At 71.2% G+C, this 16,044-nt stretch carries 10 protein-coding genes; 3 read left to right on the top strand and 7 right to left on the bottom strand.

Annotated features, from left to right (window positions below; genetic code table 11):
* Positions 1 to 57: 57 nt before the first annotated feature.
* Positions 58 to 1,434: an aminopeptidase P family protein gene (locus AC0699_RS23520; RefSeq protein ID WP_478663458.1), complete on the top strand. Its 1,377-nt coding sequence runs from the start codon at positions 58 to 60 to the stop codon at positions 1,432 to 1,434.
* 101 nt (positions 1,435 to 1,535) lie between these two features.
* Here the strand turns inward: AC0699_RS23520 and AC0699_RS23515 are convergent, their stop codons facing one another.
* Positions 1,536 to 1,934: a RidA family protein gene (locus AC0699_RS23515; protein WP_469771379.1), complete on the bottom strand. Its 399-nt coding sequence runs from the start codon at positions 1,932 to 1,934 to the stop codon at positions 1,536 to 1,538.
* The gene (locus AC0699_RS23510) at positions 1,931 to 3,097 is read right to left on the bottom strand and encodes an acyl-CoA dehydrogenase family protein (protein ID WP_478663454.1); all 1,167 of its coding nucleotides are present in this window, start codon (positions 3,095 to 3,097) and stop codon (positions 1,931 to 1,933) included. The genes AC0699_RS23515 and AC0699_RS23510 overlap by 4 nt, the downstream gene beginning before the upstream one ends.
* Before the next feature lie 156 nt (positions 3,098 to 3,253).
* On the opposite strand from AC0699_RS23510, the gene AC0699_RS23505 reads away from it, so the two are divergent.
* Both AC0699_RS23505 and AC0699_RS23500 read left to right on the top strand, forming a co-directional pair.
* Positions 3,254 to 4,879 carry an AMP-binding protein gene (locus tag AC0699_RS23505; protein ID WP_478663452.1) on the top strand — a complete coding sequence of 542 codons (1,626 nt, stop codon included), beginning with the start codon at positions 3,254 to 3,256 and terminating at the stop codon, positions 4,877 to 4,879.
* A 4-nt stretch (positions 4,880 to 4,883) separates the two neighbouring features.
* Positions 4,884 to 5,708, top strand: a complete 825-nt coding sequence (locus AC0699_RS23500; protein ID WP_478663449.1) for a PaaX family transcriptional regulator — start codon at positions 4,884 to 4,886, stop codon at positions 5,706 to 5,708.
* Here the strand turns inward: AC0699_RS23500 and AC0699_RS23495 are convergent.
* The 5 genes from AC0699_RS23495 to argF all read right to left on the bottom strand — a co-directional run bounded on the left by AC0699_RS23495 (position 5,692) and on the right by argF (position 16,021).
* Positions 5,692 to 8,064, bottom strand: a complete 2,373-nt coding sequence (locus tag AC0699_RS23495; RefSeq protein WP_478663448.1) for a bifunctional salicylyl-CoA 5-hydroxylase/oxidoreductase — start codon at positions 8,062 to 8,064, stop codon at positions 5,692 to 5,694. The two genes, AC0699_RS23500 and AC0699_RS23495, sit on opposite strands and share 17 nt — an antisense overlap.
* On the bottom strand, positions 8,061 to 8,888 hold the full coding sequence (locus AC0699_RS23490; protein WP_478663445.1) for an enoyl-CoA hydratase family protein: 828 nt from the start codon (positions 8,886 to 8,888) through the stop codon (positions 8,061 to 8,063). The genes AC0699_RS23495 and AC0699_RS23490 overlap by 4 nt, the downstream gene beginning before the upstream one ends.
* 253 nt (positions 8,889 to 9,141) lie before the next feature.
* Entirely contained in the window at positions 9,142 to 13,323 is a 4,182-nt protein-coding gene (locus AC0699_RS23485) for a trypsin-like peptidase domain-containing protein (RefSeq protein WP_478663443.1), read from the bottom strand.
* A 49-nt stretch (positions 13,324 to 13,372) separates the two neighbouring features.
* Positions 13,373 to 14,827 (bottom strand): amino acid permease, encoded by a 1,455-nt coding sequence (locus AC0699_RS23480; protein ID WP_478663440.1) that lies wholly within the window; start codon positions 14,825 to 14,827, stop codon positions 13,373 to 13,375.
* Positions 14,828 to 14,971: 144 nt separating this feature from the next.
* Entirely contained in the window at positions 14,972 to 16,021 is a 1,050-nt protein-coding gene (gene argF, locus AC0699_RS23475; protein ID WP_478663437.1) for an ornithine carbamoyltransferase, read from the bottom strand.
* Positions 16,022 to 16,044: the final 23 nt, after the last annotated feature.

Genomic DNA, 16,044 nt, shown 5'->3' with positions numbered 1-16,044 from the left:
AATGTGAAATTGCACTGCCACAAGCCCTCAACGCATATCCGTCACCAAGGAGTCGCGATGTCCGGCACCCTGCCGCGCCTCAACACCGGAAGTCATGACCTCCCCGTCTCGGCGGAGTTGGCCGCGTTCATGGGCAGCGGCTGGGCGGCTTCTCCCCTGCCCGCCGATGCCCGCGTCCCTGCTCACGCCGTCACTCCGGCCCGCCGCGCCCGTCTGTCGGCGCGCTTCCCCGGTGAGCGACTGCTCGTCCCCGCCGGGGAGTTGAAGGTCCGCTCGAACGACTGCGACCACCGCTTTCGGCCGCACAGCGCCTATGCCTGGCTGACGGGGCTGACCGGCGAGGACCAGCCGGGCCATGTGCTCGTCCTGGAGCCGTCGGGGCCGGTCAGCCATGAGCCCGTGCTCTATCTGCGGCCGAGGTCGGCCCGTGGCAGCGGCGGTGACGACGAGTTCTACCGGGACCGTCGCTACGGCGAGTTCTGGGTGGGCCGCCGTCCCGATGTTGCCGAGGCGGAGCAGCTGACCGGCATCCGCTGCGCACACCTCGACGACCTCGACCGGTTGCCGCCGGGCCGCAATGCGGCGTCCGATCCCGAGCTGGCCACGGCCCTGTCCGAACTGCGCCTGGTGAAGGACTCCTGGGAGGTCGAACAGCTGCAGCTCGCCGTCGACCACACCACCGCCGGCTTCGAGGACGTCGTACGCGCTCTCCCGCGCGCCCTCGCCCACCCGCGCGGCGAGCGCTGCGTCGAGGGCGTCTTCGGGCTGCGCGCCCGGCTGGAGGGCAACGGCACCGGCTACGAGACGATCGCCGCATCCGGCGCGCACGCCTGCGTACTGCACTGGATACGCAACGACGGCCGGCTCGACCCGTCGGAGCTGCTGCTGCTCGACGCCGGCGTGGAGACCGACACCCTCTACACCGCCGACATCACCCGCACCCTGCCGCTCTCCGGCCGCTTCTCCCCTGTGCAGCGCCAGGTGTACGAACTCGTGCTCGCCGCCCAGGAGGCGGGGATGGCGGCGCTCAGGCCCGGCGCGAGCTTCCGGGACTTCCACCGGGCCGGCATGCGGGTGATCGCCGAGGGGCTGGCCGACTGGGGGGTCCTCAAGAACGCCGAGGGCGACCTCCACCGCCGCTACACCCTGTGCAGCAGCGGTCATATGCTCGGCCTCGACGTGCACGACTGCGCGAAGGCCCGCGCCGAGACGTACCTCGACGGTGTGCTGGAGGAGGGCCAGGTCCTGACCGTCGAGCCGGGCCTCTACCTCCAGCCCGACGACGAGACGCTCCCCGCGGAGCTGCGCGGTATCGGCGTACGGATCGAGGACGACCTGGTCGTCACGGCGGACGGCGCGCGGTTGATGTCGGGTGCGCTGCCGCGTACGCCGGACGCCATCGAGGAGTGGATGGGCGCGCTGCTGGACGGGTGAGCGTGCGGTGCCGCATGTCCGTGCAATGTCACGTGTCCGTGCAGACCTGCAATGTCACGTGTCCGTGCAGACGTGCAGTGTCACGTGTCCGTGCGGACGTGTCACGGCAGTACGGCGATCCCGTCCAGTTCGACGAGTGCCTGTTCGTCCCAGAGGCGTACAGCGCCGATGACCGCCATCGCGGGGTAGTCGCGGCCCGCGAGCCGGTGCCAGATGCGGCCGAGTTCGGCGGTGTGGGCCCGGTAGTCGGCGATGTCGGTGGCGTAGACGGTGACGCGGGCGAGGTCGTGGGGGGTGCCGCCGGTCGCGGCGAGGGCGGCGAGGAGATTGGCGAGGGCTGTCTCGAACTGTTCGACGAGCCCGGTCCCGGTCACCTTGCCGTCGGCGTCGAGCGCGGTCTGCCCGGCGAGGAAGACGAGCCTGGATCCGGTCGCGGCGACGGCGTGCGAGAAGCCGCTGGCCGGGGACAGTCCGGGCGGGTTGATGCGTTCGAGGCTCATCGGGTGTCGGCGTCCTTCCGCATGTCGGCGTCCTTCCGCGTGTCGGCGCCCGTCCGGGCGTAGAGCTCCTTGGCGATGATGCTGCGCTGCACCTCGCTGGCGCCTTCGTAGATGCGGGGGGCGCGGACCTCGCGGTAGAGGTGTTCGAGGAGATGGCCGCGCTGGAGGGCGCGGGCCCCGTGCAGTTGTACTGCTGCGTCGACGACGTACTGGGCGGTTTCGGTGGCGAACAGCTTGGCCATGGCGGAGCGTTGCGGCACGTCCGGGGCGCCGTTGTCGTAGGCGCAGGCCGCGGCATAGACGAGTAGCCGTGCGGCCTCGGTCCTGGTGGCCATTTCGGCGGCCTGGTGGGAGACGGCCTGGAGGTTCTTGAGCGGCCCGCCGAAGGCGGTGCGGCGGGTGGTGTGGGCGAGTGTGGCGTCGAGTGCGGCCTGCGCCATGCCGATCGCGAAGGCGCCGACGCTGGGGCGGAAGAGGTTGAGGGTGTTCATGGCGACCCGGAAGCCGCTGCCCGGTTCGCCGAGGACGTCGTCGCGGGTGACGGGCACCGAGTCGAAGGTGAGCGCGCCGATGGGGTGCGGGGAGAGCATCTCCAGGGGGCTGCCGGTGAGGCCGGGTCGGTCGGCGGGGACGAGGAAGGCGGTGATGCCCCGGGCTCCGGGCGCCTCACCCGTTCGGGCGAAGACGGTGCAGAAGTCGGCTTCGGGGGCGTTGGAGATCCAGCGTTTCTCGCCGGTGAGGCGCCAGCCGTTGCCGTCCGGTGCGGCTTCGAGGGTGAGGGCGGCCGCGTCGGAGCCGGCGTCGGGCTCGCTGAGTGCGAAGGCGGCGATGGCGCGGCCGGTGATGACTTCGGGGAGCCATCGGGTGCGCTGTGCGCCGGTGCCCGCCTGGACGAGCGGGTAGGTGCCGAGGCCCTGGAGTGCGAGTGCGGTTTCGGCTTCCGTGCAGCCGTGGGCGAGGGATTCCCGTAGCAGGCACAGGTCGAGCGCTCCGGCGTCGAAGAGCCGTTTGAGCAGGCCGAGTTCGCCGAGGGCGGCGACGAGGGGGCGGTTGACGCGGCCGGGTTCGCCCTTTTCCGCGAGAGGGCGCAGCCGTTGGGCGGCCAGGGTGCGCAGTTCGGCGCACCAGGCGGTTTGTGCCGGATCGAGCGAGAATACGGGCATCCGTGCCCCCATTTCCCTGCGGTCGGGGGGTTCGGGGTCGTACGGAGGAGCCGCACGTGCAGGTGTCCCCGGGAAGGCAGAGTATCGCGGAGTGTTGACTGTCGTCACCTTGGCGATACGCTCGATGCGCGACCCCACCACGACTAGGGGGCGAACATGGAGCTGACACCTTCGGCTCACCGCGACACGTTCACGCGCGACCATCTGCCGCCCGTGGACCAGTGGCCCGAGCTGCTTTTCGATGTGTCCGGGCTGCCCGGGCTGCGCTATCCGGAGCGGCTCAACTGCGGGGCGGAGCTGCTGGACGGGACGGTCGAGCGGTACGGACCCGACCGGACCGCGTTCCGTGACGGGTCGGGTGGTGTGTGGACGTACGGCGAGCTGCGTGAGCGGGTCGACCGGATCGCGCATGTCCTGACCGGCGAGCTGGGTGTGGTGCCCGGCAATCGGGTGCTGTTGCGTGGGCCGACCACGCCGTGGCTGGCGGCGTGCTGGCTGGCGGTGATGAAGGCGGGCGCGGTGGCGGTGACCGTCCTTGCGCAGCAGCGTGCCCGGGAGCTTGCCGTCATGTGTGACATGGCACGAGTCACGCATGCTCTGTGTGACGTCCGCGCGGTGGACGACCTGGTCAAGGCGGAGGTGGCCGGGCTGCGGATCACGGTGTTCGGCGGGGATGCGCCGGATGACCTGATGCAGCTCGTGGAAGGGGCGCCGTCGTCGTTCCGGGCGGTGGAGACGGCGGCCGACGATGTCGCGCTGATCGCCTTCACGAGCGGTACGACGGGGCGGCCGAAGGGGTGCATGCACTTCCACCGGGACGTGCTGGCCGTTGCCGACACGTTCTCGGCGATGGTGCTGCGGCCGACGCCCGACGATGTGTTCGCGGGCAGTCCGCCGCTCGGTTTCACTTTCGGGCTGGGCGGTCTGGTGATCTTTCCGTTGCGGGCGGGTGCGTCGGCGCTGCTGCTGGAGCAGGCCGGTCCCAAGCAGTTGCTGCCGGCGATCGCCGAGCATCGGGTGTCGGTGCTGTTCACCGCGCCGACGGCGTACCGGGTGATGCTGGACGATGTGGCCGGGTACGACGTGACGTCGCTGCGGCGGTGTGTTTCGGCGGGGGAGAATCTGCCTGCGGCGACCTGGCGGGCGTGGTTCGAGCGGACCGGGCTGCGTCTGATCAACGGCATCGGCGCGACGGAGCTGCTGCACATTTTCATCTCGGCGGCTGATGAGGAGATCCGGCCGGGGACGACGGGGGTGCCGGTGCCGGGATGGGAGGCGCGGGTGGTCGACGGGGGGTCCGGGGAGCCGGTGCCCGACGGTGAGCCGGGGCTGCTGGCTGTGCGCGGGCCGGTGGGCTGCCGCTATCTGTCGGATCCGCGGCAGAGCGTGTATGTGCGGGGCGGCTGGAATTTCACGGGTGACACGTATGTGCGCGAGCCGGACGGGTGGTTCCGTTATGTCGCCCGCGCCGACGACATGATCATCTCGGCGGGGTACAACATCGCGGGTCCGGAGGTGGAGGACGCGCTGCTGGATCATCCCGATGTGGTGGAGGCGGCGGTGGTCGGCCGCCCCGACGAGCTGCGTGGCCAGATCGTGGTGGCGTATGTCGTGGTGCGCGACGGTGTGGTGCGTGGTGAGCGGACGGCCGGGGTGCTGCGGGACTTCGTCACCTCGCGTCTGGTGCCGTACAAGTGCCCGCGGGTGATCGTCTTCGTCGACGCGCTGCCCCGTACGCCGACGGGCAAGCTCCAGCGGTTCAGGTTGCGGGCCCTAGAGTGATCACGTGGCCGAGCAGCACACTCCCCGTTCCCTGATTGTCACCCTGTACGGCGCGTACGGACGCGAGAGGGCAGGTTCGCTTGCGGTGGCGGAGCTGATCCGCCTGCTGGGTGCGCTCGGTGTGGACGCGCCGTCGGTGCGCTCTTCGGTTTCCCGGCTTAAGCGTCGTGGGCTGCTGGTTCCGGAGCGTACGGCGTCGGGGGCGGCGGGTTATGCCCTGTCGGCCGATGCACGTCAGCTCCTCGACGACGGTGACGAGCGTATCTACGGCCACCGGGCGTCGAAGCTGTCGGACGGCTGGGTGCTGGCGGTGTTCTCGGTGCCGGAGGCGGAGCGGCACAAGCGTCATCTGCTGCGCTCGCGGCTGGGGCGGCTGGGTTTCGGTACGGCCGCGCCCGGTGTGTGGATCGCTCCGGCCCGTTTCTACGAGGAGACCCGTCATACGTTGCAGCGGCTGCAGCTGGATCCGTATGTGGATCTTTTCCGGGGTGAGCATCTGGGGTTCGTCGCGACGGCGGAGGCGGTGGCGCGCTGGTGGGATCTGGCGGCGATCGCGAAGCAGCACGAGGAGTTCCTGGACGTGCACGGACCGGTGCTGCGGTCGTGGGAGTCGCGCGCCGGCACTCCGGCCGAGGAGGCCTACCGTGACTATCTGCTGGCGCTGGATTCGTGGCGGCGGCTGCCGTATGCGGACCCGGGTCTGCCGCAGGAGCTGCTTCCGGCCGGGTGGCCGGGCGGTCGTTCGGCGGCGGTGTTCGCGGGGCTGCACAAGCGGCTGCGGGACGCGGGTGCGGGGTTCATGACGGCGGGGTTCATGACGGAAGAGTGAGCCGTGGTCGGGGCGCGTCGGTGCGGCCGGTGGGTGGTGTGCGGCTGCCGGCGCGGTAGGGCGGGGGCCAGGGGGCGGCGGGGCCGGTGTAGTTCTGGTCGGCGGCGGCGTGGAGGGTCCAGTGGGGGTCGTAGAGGTGGGGGCGGGCGAGGGCGCAGAGGTCGGCGCGGCCCGCGAGGAGCAGGGAGTTGACGTCGTCCCAGGAGGAGATGGCGCCGACGGCGATGACGGGGATGTGGACGGTGTTGCGGATCCGGTCGGCGTAGGGGGTCTGGTAGGAGCGGCCGTATTCGGGGTGTTCGTCGGGGACGACCTGCCCGGTGGAGACGTCGATGGCGTCGGCGCCGTGTGCGGCGAAGGCGCGGGCGATGTCGATTGCGTCGTCGGCGGTGGTGCCGCCGGGGGCCCAGTCGGTGGCCGAGATCCGGACGGTCATCGGTTGGTCGGCGGGCCAGATGTCGCGGACGGTGTCGAACACTTCGAGGGGGAAGCGCAGCCGGGCGCTGAGGGTGCCTCCGTATGCGTCGGTGCGGTGGTTGGTGAGGGGGGAGAGGAAGCCGGAGAGGAGGTAGCCGTGGGCGCAGTGGAGTTCGAGGAGGTCGAATCCGCTGTGCACGGCGCGGTGTGCTGCGGCGGCGAACTGTTCGCGGATGGTGCGGAGTCCGGCCCGGTCGAGTTGGTGGGGGATCTGGTTGATGCCGGGCCGGTACGGGAGTGGTGAGGCGGCGACGAGGGGCCAGTTGCCGTCGGGCAGGGGCTGGTCGATGCCTTCCCACATGAGGCGCGTGGAGCCTTTGCGGCCGGAGTGGCCGAGTTGGACGCCGATGGCGGTGCCGGGTGCCTGGGTGTGGACGAAGTCGGTGATGCGGCGCCATGCGTCGGCCTGTCGGGTGGTGTAGAGGCCGGTGCAGCCGGGGGTGATGCGGCCTTCGGCGCTGACGCAGACCATCTCGGTCATGACGAGCCCGGCTCCGCCGAGGGCGCGGGCGCCGAGGTGGACGAGGTGGAAGTCGCCGGGGATTCCGTCGTCGGCGCGGTACATGTCCATGGGTGAGACGACGACGCGGTTGCGCAGGGTCAGTCCGCGCAGCTTCAGGGGGGTGAACATCGGCGGGGTGCCGGCCGGGCAGCCGAAGTCCTGTTCGACGGAGTCGGTGAACGCGGGGTCGCGCAGCCGCAGATTGTCGTGGGTGACGCGGCGGCTGCGGGTGAGGAGGTTGAACGCGAACTGTCGTGGCGGCTGGTCGAGATACGTCCCGAGTTCCTCGAACCAGCGCAGGCTGGCCGCCGCGGCGCGCTGCGTCGACTCCACGACGGGCCGGCGCTCGGTCTCGTACGCCGCGAGGGCCTCGGGGAGCGTGGGCTGCTCCTCGATGCAGGCGGCGAGGGCGAGGGCGTCTTCGACGGCGAGTTTGGTGCCGGAGCCGATGGAGAAGTGGGCGGTGTGCGCGGCGTCGCCGAGGAGCACGGTGTTCCCGTGCGCCCAGTGGTCGTTGACGACGGTGCGGAAGGCGGTCCAGGCGGAGGTGTTGCCGCGCAGCGGCCGGCCGCCGAGGGCGTCGGCGAAGATCTTGGCGCAGCGTTCGGCGGACTGCTGTTCGTCGCATTCGTCGAGGCCTGCGGCCTGCCAGACCTCTTCGCGCATTTCGACGATGACGGTGGAGGCGCCGGGTGAGTAGGGGTAGCCGTGGAGTTGCATCACGCCGTGCTCGGTTTCGGCGATCTCGAAGCGGAAGGCGTCGAAGGCGAAGTCGGCGGCCAGCCAGATGTAGCGGCAGCGGTGGGTGGTGATGCGGGGCGCGAAGACGTCGGCGTGTGCGGCGCGGGTGGCGCTGTGTACGCCGTCGGCGGCGATGACGAGGTCGTGGGTGGCGGCGAGTTCGGCGGCGGGCGGGGCCGGTGTGCGGAAGTGGAGCCGTACGCCGAGGGAGGCGCAGCGGTCGTGGAGGATTTCCAGGAGACGGCGGCGGCCGAGTGCGGCGAAGCCGTGGCCGCCGGAGGTGAGGGTGTGGCCGCGGTGGACGATGTCGATGTCGTCCCAGCGGACGAACTCGTCCTGGAGGGCGCGGTACACGGTGGGGTCGGCGTGCTCGATGCCGCCGAGGGTTTCGTCGGAGAGGACGACTCCGAAGCCGAAGGTGTCGTCCGGGGCATTGCGCTCCCACAGTGCAATGTCACGTGTGGGGTCGAGCCGTTTGAGCAGCGCGGCGGCGTACAGGCCGCCGGGGCCGCCGCCGATGACGGCAATACGGAGGGGGGTGCGGGGGCTGCGGGCGGTGCGGGGAGTGCGGGGGGCCTGTGCGGGCGGGGGCTGGAGCGGGCCGGGGGACTCTCCGGGATGGGCGGGCATGGTCATCGCCCTTGCCATTTCGGGGTGCGCTTTTCGGTGAACGCGGCGTGGAATTCCGCGTAGTCCTCGCCGTTCATGAGCAGGGCCTGCGTCGCGGCGTCGAGTTCGACGGAGGCGGCGAGCGGCATGTCCAGTTCGGCGGTGAGCAGTGCCTTTGTCTGGGCGTAGGCGAGGGCGGGGCCTTCGGCGAGGCGGCGGGCGAGGGCGGCGGCCGCGGTGTGGGCCTGGCCTTCCTCGGCCAGTTCGCTGATGAGGCCGATGCGTTCGGCTTCGGTGGCCCGGACGGGTTCGCCGAGCATGAGCAGCCGGGTGGCGTGGCCGAGGCCGACGACGCGCGGCAGCAGGTATGCCGCGCCCATGTCGCCGCCGGAGAGTCCCACTTTGGTGAAGAGGAACGCGAACCGGGCGGAGGGGTCGGCGACGCGGAAGTCGGCCGCGAGGGCGAGTACGGCGCCGGCTCCGGCGGCGACGCCGTGTACGGCGGCGATCACCGGGAAGGGGCATTCGCGCAGGGCGCGTACGACCTGTCCGGTCATCCGGTTGAAGTCGAGGAGCTGGGCGGTGTCCATGGCGAGTGTGGCGCCGATGATGTCGTCGACGTCGCCGCCGGAGCAGAAGCCGCGGCCTTCGCCGCCGAGGACGAGTGCCCGTACGGACCGTTCCCGGGACAGTTCGGCGAGCAGGTCGCGCAGGTCGGCGTAGGCGCCGAAGGTGAGCGCGTTGAGTTTCTCCGGCCGGTCGAGGGTGACCGTGGCGACGCCGTCCTGCCTGGTCAGGCGGATGTGGCGCCATTGCTCGGTATGGGGTGCGGAGCTGGTAAAGGGGCTCATGGGCGCGGCCTCCTTCAGCCTGCCGGCTACTGCCTGCCCTACGAAGTTATCACTTGTACGTGACTTCCGTCATGAGTGCGCGATACGGGTGGTGTGGCCGTGCGGGCGCTGTGCGCCCGCTGCCCGGCGGCGAACCGGTCCCGCGGCGGGAGCACGGCCGCGGACTGCTGCTGATCCGCGCCCCGGCTGCTGATCCGCGTCGTCGGCTCCGCTTGTGGCCACCGGCCCACCGCTCACGGCATGGCGGTCCGGTTCACGCTTCCCGTGCGACGTCCTGGGCGGCGCTGACGGGCTGCTCGGCCTCCACCTGGGTCAGGGCCAGCCTCCCCAGCCGGCTCGCGCCGTCCGGGGCGAGTACGGCCAGGGCGCGCAGGACGAGGAACCAGGCACCGGTTCCCAGTACCTCGCGCACGGCGGCCCGGGCGGTGGGACGGTCCTGAGCGCACGTCTGCCGCGGATCCCACCGGCCCGGCCCGCAGGCCAGAATGCGACGCAGTCCCTGGAGTTCCTGCTCGCCCGGAGCGCTGCCGAGGACTTCCGTTCTCGACAGATCGACTCCCGCGGCAAGCGAGGCGATCACCGCAACAGCCGCGTCCTGGGCGACCGCCTTGCGCCGCTTGCCGTCACGAGCCCCCGGCCCGCCCTCTCCCCGGGCCAGTCGCATGCCTTCACCGAGATCCCCGAGCGCGGCGAACGCGCAGGCCAGTTCGGCGCACTCGCCCTCCCACTTCACGATGGACGCCTGCAGGCCGGCCGAGGCGCCCGGATCGCCGTCTCGCAGAGCCGCCAGGGCCGCGGCCCCGAGTTCGGCCTCCAGCAGGCCCTCGTCGGCGAGCGGCACGGCAACCTCCGCCAGCGCCTCGCGCTCGGCGTCCGGCAGTCGCCCACGGTGTGCGATCGCCTCCGAGAGCTGAAGGAACAGCCCGTCGGGGCTGCCGAGATCGGCGAGGTCCTCGTAGTGGTACGTCAGCCAGGGGTCGTCGTCCCGTTTGATCTCCTCAGCCAGGTCCTGGATCTGGAGCATGGCCCGGTCATGCCATTGCCGCCCGTCCGGCCCGCTGCCGCCTGCCACCGCCGCCACCGCCGCCACCGCCGCCAGCACGGAGAACGCGTCGGCCCGGTGCCTCCTGTCCTGGAAGGCGTGGGCGATGTCCCACGCGGACTGGACGTCCCCCGCACAGGTCAGCGCCTGGACGGCCCCGATGAGCCGGTGCCAGTACCCCGTGTCGTAGTGCGAGACCGTTCCGTCCACATCGCGTTCTGCGCCGTATTCGATCGTGCGCCGGGCGTCCTGCGCGAGCGCCACGGCTCGCCGCGGATCGCTGCCGGCCACCGCCAGTGCCAAGTGGTTCAGCACGGCGGCTTTGGCGTCCCTGGCCGGCAGCGAGTGAGCGAGCCGCTCCGCCGGGGTCAGGTCGCCGCTGTCCGCCAGCATCATGGAGATGGCGGCCACCGCGTGCTCCTTGTCGGGCAGGTCGGAGCTGGCGTACGTGCTGCGCTCCAGCTCCAGGGCGATGCCCTCGGCCGCCTCGGGGTCCCGGTGCACCAGGGCGAGACCGCACAATGCCTCCGCTTCACGCCGCAACGGCCGCGGGAGGACGGCGAGCGCTGCCAGGGCTTCCTCCGGTTTTCCGTGCTCGACAAGCCCGCGGGTCCGCTCCATGTTCATCACGTCGTACGCGAGCGCAGCCGTCACGGGGCCGAGGAATGCTCTGCCTTGCGCTGCCGACTCCCTGACCAGCGCCCCTTGCACTGCCGCCTGTGTGAAGTAGTTCATGCGCCTGGCGACCGCCCACGCGTCGTCGAACGCCCCGCAGCGCGCGAGCGCCTGCGCGGCCATGAGTTCGTCCCTGGCGGCGAACCACCCCGCTGTCGCCGCGGCCGCCGCACGTTTCGCCAGGTTCCGGGCGTACTTCGGCCGCACTCTCGCAAGCAGCAGGGCGACCATGGCCGCGGCAGGTGCGAGCACCGGATCGCCTTGGCCGTTCCACCGGACTGCCCGTCCCAGCAGTGCGTCGCAGCGCACTCGGTCGGTCCCCCACCAGGCGAGACCACTGATCGCCAGGAGTGCGGCCCGGTCGGCTCCGTCCCCGGTCTGGGCCGCTGCGAGCCGCTCCGCCACCTCCGCGAAGGTGCCTCGTTCGTCCAACGGCACATGCCTGAGTGCCTCGATCAGGGCGACGGCCCGTTCTCGGGGGTCCGGAATCCCGAGGACCGTGTTGAGTGCCTGGACGTGCTCACCGGCGACGGCCCGGACCACCGCCAAGTCCCGGTACTCCGCCGGTGATCCGCGGCCGGGCGGGTCCGCTTCGCCGAGGAGCCGGCCGGCCTCATCGGCGAGTTCGAGCGCGCGATCGAGGTCGGTACTCAGCAATTGCCGGGCGATACCCGCCAGCGCCCGGCCCCGGTCGTGGTCGTCCGGGATGCACCGGGCCTGCGCGACGGCCTTGCCGCTCTTGCCCAGTGCGGCCCACAGCACCGGTAATCCGGCCGGCAGCGCGGCGTTGCGGGCCGTCAGGCAGGTGTCGGAGAAGGCGAGCAGCGCGGCGGACCACAGGTCGTCGTCCCGGTCCGAGCCGGCCACCGCGGCACGGGCCGAGGTGATCTCCCTGAGGGCGGCTCCGTCGGCGCCGGTGGCTTCGCGCAGTCGTGCCTGGCGCCGGGTGTCGACGACGAGGTCCACATGCCGGCGGGCGCCCGGGCACTTCTGCTCCACGACCCGCCCGTACGCCTGGAGCAGATACCGGGGCGTCTCCCGCGGCCATCCCCGGTCGCGGTAGCCGTCGGCCCAGGTGTGCAGCCGCTCCAGGTACTCGTCGACTCCCGTCCCGAGAGCCTGGTCGGCCTCCTCGCGCAGCGTCTCGTGGGCGAAGAGATAGCCGCGGTCGTCCCGGTCGGATCCGTCGGCGGCGCTCAGGCCTCTGGACCGCGTGGCGAGACTTCTGCCGAAGGTGCCGCCGAGGCACATCTGCAGTTCGTACGGGAGGCGTCGGGTGAGCTCTTCCAGGTCACGCAGGGTCAGACCGCCCTGCGCGGCCGTGACGAAGCCGACGATCTCGCGCTGGACGTCGTCGCCGCCGCGCAGCGCCCGGTACAGCTCTTCACGGGCCTCGTTGCGCGTGTGCTGGGCGAACGCGCTGGTCTCCAGGACGCGGGTGGTGCAGTGGCGCAGTGGGTGCGAGGCCGGGACGTCGGACGGCACACCGGGGTGCGGGCGGCTCGTCACCAGTACGCGGAGGTTGTCCGGGGGCCGAGGGGGCAGGAGTGAGGCGATGCTGGGGCGGCCGCTGCCGGTCGAGGCCGACTCGTCCTCGTCGAGTCCGTCGACGACGAGCAGCAGCCGCTCGCCGCGTTCGTCGAGCCGCTGGGCGGCTTCCTCGATCAGCAGGCGGCGATAGGTGTCACGGTTGCCGACGGTGGTGGCGGGCGATTCGGCCAGCGGCGCCAGCTGGTCGATCAGCGCGTCGGAGAAGGCGTCGCTGTCGGCTTGGCCGGCGAGCCGGCGGGTGACGAAGAACGACACGGGGACGACGCCGGCCGGGGGATGCAGGGCGAGCCATGCGGAGAGTGCGGTCTTCCCCGCCCACGGTGGGGCCTGCCACCACTGGTAGGGGTCGTCCCCGGCGCAGAACGCGACGATCTCGGCGAACTCGTCCTCCCTTCCGATCAGTTCGGGAGGGGCGATGTCCTTGACCTGCGCCCGGTAGGCGTTGCGGACGAGGTCGCCCGGTCCTGTGGGGAGTACGTCGTGGAGGGCCTGGGGCCGGACGGGCTGCCCCAGCAGCTCCTGGAGCCGGTTCAGGTCGTCCTCGCCGAGCCCGTCCGCCCAGCGGTCGGCGCGGAGCACGGCGAGCCGGCCGGGGCCGTCGCAGGCGTGGTGGAGGCCGACGATGCCGATGAGCCGGCCACCGCTGCACACGGGTGCTCCGGACATGCCCTCCCACGGTGAGTGTGCGGTGTCCGGGTCGTGCTCGGGTGGCGCCACGATGAGTTCGAGGGTGCCCTCGCGCCGGTTGGACAGCACGGGTGCCGTGCCCTCGGCGTGGCAGGTGTCGCGGTACGTGGTGCCGCTGCCGTCGGTGTCGTCGCGGAGCTTGAACCGGGGAAATCCCAGTGTCGTGCAGCGCAGGACCGCGTCGCGCTCCGCGATCCGGCCCAGGAGGACCGTCTCGTCGGTGTCTTCGCCCGCGACACCGAGCAGCGCCATGTCCGACGGGGTATGGGACCGGAGGATGCGGGCTGTGCGGGTCCGCTCGCCCGGCTGGTCGGCGTCGAAGCGTACGAGGACGTCGGCAGCGTCGTCGATGACGTGTGCCGCTGTGAGGACGACTCCGCTGCGTACGAGGTAGCCGCTCCCCCGCTGCCGGCCGCCGGTCCGCTGCGTCACGATGATCTCCGCGACGCGTCCGGCGGCCAGACCACCCCGGCCGTGCATGACGCTTCTGCTCCCCCCCTGGGCAGTTCCGTCGAAGGGCCTTGGCCCGTCAGGAAATGTCAGCGTACAAGTTCGGCGACGGTGTCGCGGGAGGTGTCTGCGGGCTGCCCGTGCCGTCCGCGTCGGCGAGGCGCGAATTGCGGCGGCCGTAGAGCGCGTACACGGCGGCGCCGGCGGTCAGGAAGACCGCGAACTGGACCCATGTCGTCCACCCCGTGCCCCACATCAGGTAGAGGCAGAACAGCACGCCCAGGACGGGGCTGACGGGGAACAGCGGCACGCGGAACGCGGTCCTGGTGCCGGGGTGGCGGCGGCGCAGGGCGATCACGGCGATGTTGACGACGGCCATGACGGCGAGCGTGCCGATGGTCGTCAGGTTCATCACGACGTCGAGGGGGACGACGGCGGCCGGGACGGCGAAGACGGCGGCGACGATCCAGGTGTTGGCGACGGGGGTCGCGGTGCGCGGGGAGATCCGCTGGAAGGTGCGCGGGATGAGTCCGTCGCGGGACATCGACATCAGGATCCGGGTCTGCCCGTACATCACGGCGAGGACGACCGAGGCGATGGCGACGACCGCGCCGAAGGCGACGGCTGCGCCGCCGACGGCAGAGCCGGTGACCTTGTCGACGATGAGGGAGAGGGCGGCGGGCTTGTCGGCGACGTCGTCGGCGGACATGGCGCCGATGGCGGCGAGCGCGACCGTGCAGTAGAGCAGGGTGACGATGCCGATGCAGGTCATGATCGCGAGGGGGATGGTGCGGCGCGGGTTCTTCACCTCTTCGCCGGCGGTGGTGATGGCGTCGAAGCCGATGTAGGAGAAGAAGGCGAGGGAGGCGCCGGAGGTGATGCCGGTCAGCTCGTGCGGGGCGAACGGGGAGAGGTTGTCCGACCGGTACGCGGTGAACGCGACGGCGCAGAAGAGGACGAGGACCGCGAGTTTGACGACGGCCATCACGGCGGTGGCGCGGGCGGACTCGCGGATGCCGCGGACCAGGAGCAGGGCGGCGAGCAGGATCACGACGACGGCGGGGATGTTGACGATGCCGCCGTCGCCGGGCGGGCTGGAGAGGGCGGCGGGCAGCTGATGGCCGGTGAGGCTGCCGAGGAGTTCGTTGAGGTACTGGCCCCAGCCGACGGAGACGGCGGAGACGGACACGCCGTACTCCAGCAGCAGGCACCAGCCGGTGAGGAAGGCGACGCGTTCGCCGAGGGTGGCGTAGGCGAAGGAGTAGGAGGAGCCGGACACCGGGATCGCGCTACCCAGCTCGGCGAAGGAGAACGCGGTGAAGACGCAGGTGATCGCGGCGAGGACGAAGGAGACGACGACGGCCGGGCCGGCTTCGGCGACGCTGTCGGAGAGGCCGACGAAGATGCCGGTGCCGACGATGGCGCCGACGCCGAAGCAGACCAGCTGGAAGAGGCCCATGGTGCGTTTGAGGCCGTGGCCCTCGCGGTCTGCGCCGGCTTCGGCGACGAGCTGGGCTGGGCTTTTGATGCGCATGGGGGTGGTTCTCTTTTCGGGGTCTTGCCAGGTTGGTCAGGTCGTGCACACAACGAAGTGGGGTCCGGGCGTGCGAGCCCGGACCCCACTGATCGGCGGTTATCGTAGCCGCTGATTCACATAAGCACCCAATCGGGCGTATGACTATTCGGCAGTGGCGAGTGTTGCCACCAGGACGGCCTTGATGGTGTGCATACGGTTCTCGGCCTCGTCGAAGACGACCGAGTGGGCGGATTCGAAGACCTCGTCGCTGACTTCGAGTTCGGTCAGGCCGTGGCGCTCGTGGATCTCGCGGGCGACCTTGGTGCCCAGGTCGTGGAAGGCGGGCAGGCAGTGCAGGAACTTGACCTCGGGGTTGTTGGTGGCGCGCAGGACGTCCATGGTCACCCGGTAGGGGGCGAGGGCCTTGATGCGCTCGTCCCAGACCTCCTTGGGTTCGCCCATGGAGACCCAGACGTCGGTGGCGATGAAGTCGCAGCCGTCGACGCCTTCGGCGATGTCCTCGGTGAGCGTGATCGTGGCGCCGCTCGCCTCGGCGAGCCGGTGGGCCTGCGTGACGACCTCCTGGGAGGGCCAGTAGGCCTTGGGGGCGACGATCCTTACGTCCATGCCGAGCAGGGCGCCGGTGACCAGGTAGGAGTTGCCCATGTTGAACCGGGCGTCGCCGAGGTAGGCGAAAGCGATTGCGTCGTCGTTGTCGATGCCCTCACCGCCCTCACCGACGCCCTTGCCGATGCCCTTGCCGCTGTGCTCGGTCATGGTGAGCACGTCGGCGAGCATCTGGGTGGGGTGCCAGTCGTCGGTGAGGCCGTTGAAGACCGGTACGCCGGCGTGTGCGGCGAGCTCTTCGACGGCGGCCTGGCTGTCCCCGCGGTACTCGATCCCGTCGAACATCCGGCCGAGCACGCGGGCGGTGTCCTTGACCGACTCCTTGTGGCCCATCTGGGAGCCGGAGGGGTCGAGGTAGGTCGTCGAGGCACCCTGGTCGGCGGCGGCGACTTCGAACGCGCAGCGGGTGCGGGTCGAGGTCTTCTCGAAGATCAGCGCGATGTTCTTGCCACGCAGCCGCTGGACCTCGGTGCCGGCACGCTTGGCGGCCTTGAGCTCGGCGGCCAGGTCGACCAGACCGCGGAACTCCTCCGCCGTGAAGTCGAGCTCCTTGAGGAAGTGGCGGCCTTCGAGATGTGTCGCCATGGTGGCTGCTCCTGGGTCGCGAA

The sequence above is a fragment of the Streptomyces sp. NPDC043870 genome (assembly GCF_056435785.1).
The sequence above is the reverse complement of the archived record's forward strand: the minus strand, read 5'-3'. Positions and strand labels throughout refer to the sequence as shown.

What these genes read in the sequence shown, in the direction of transcription:
- AC0699_RS23510 (WP_478663454.1), bottom strand. Translation starts at nt 3,097, where the DNA reads ATGCCCGTATTCTCGCTCGATCCGGCACAAACCGCCTGGTGCGCCGAA.
- AC0699_RS23515 (WP_469771379.1), bottom strand. Translation starts at nt 1,934, where the DNA reads ATGAGCCTCGAACGCATCAACCCGCCCGGACTGTCCCCGGCCAGCGGC.
- AC0699_RS23495 (WP_478663448.1), bottom strand. Translation starts at nt 8,064, where the DNA reads ATGACCATGCCCGCCCATCCCGGAGAGTCCCCCGGCCCGCTCCAGCCC.
- argF (WP_478663437.1), bottom strand. Translation starts at nt 16,021, where the DNA reads ATGGCGACACATCTCGAAGGCCGCCACTTCCTCAAGGAGCTCGACTTC.
- AC0699_RS23505 (WP_478663452.1), top strand. Translation starts at nt 3,254, where the DNA reads ATGGAGCTGACACCTTCGGCTCACCGCGACACGTTCACGCGCGACCAT.
- AC0699_RS23485 (WP_478663443.1), bottom strand. Translation starts at nt 13,323, where the DNA reads ATGCACGGCCGGGGTGGTCTGGCCGCCGGACGCGTCGCGGAGATCATC.
- AC0699_RS23490 (WP_478663445.1), bottom strand. Translation starts at nt 8,888, where the DNA reads ATGAGCCCCTTTACCAGCTCCGCACCCCATACCGAGCAATGGCGCCAC.
- AC0699_RS23480 (WP_478663440.1), bottom strand. Translation starts at nt 14,827, where the DNA reads ATGCGCATCAAAAGCCCAGCCCAGCTCGTCGCCGAAGCCGGCGCAGAC.
- AC0699_RS23520 (WP_478663458.1), top strand. Translation starts at nt 58, where the DNA reads ATGTCCGGCACCCTGCCGCGCCTCAACACCGGAAGTCATGACCTCCCC.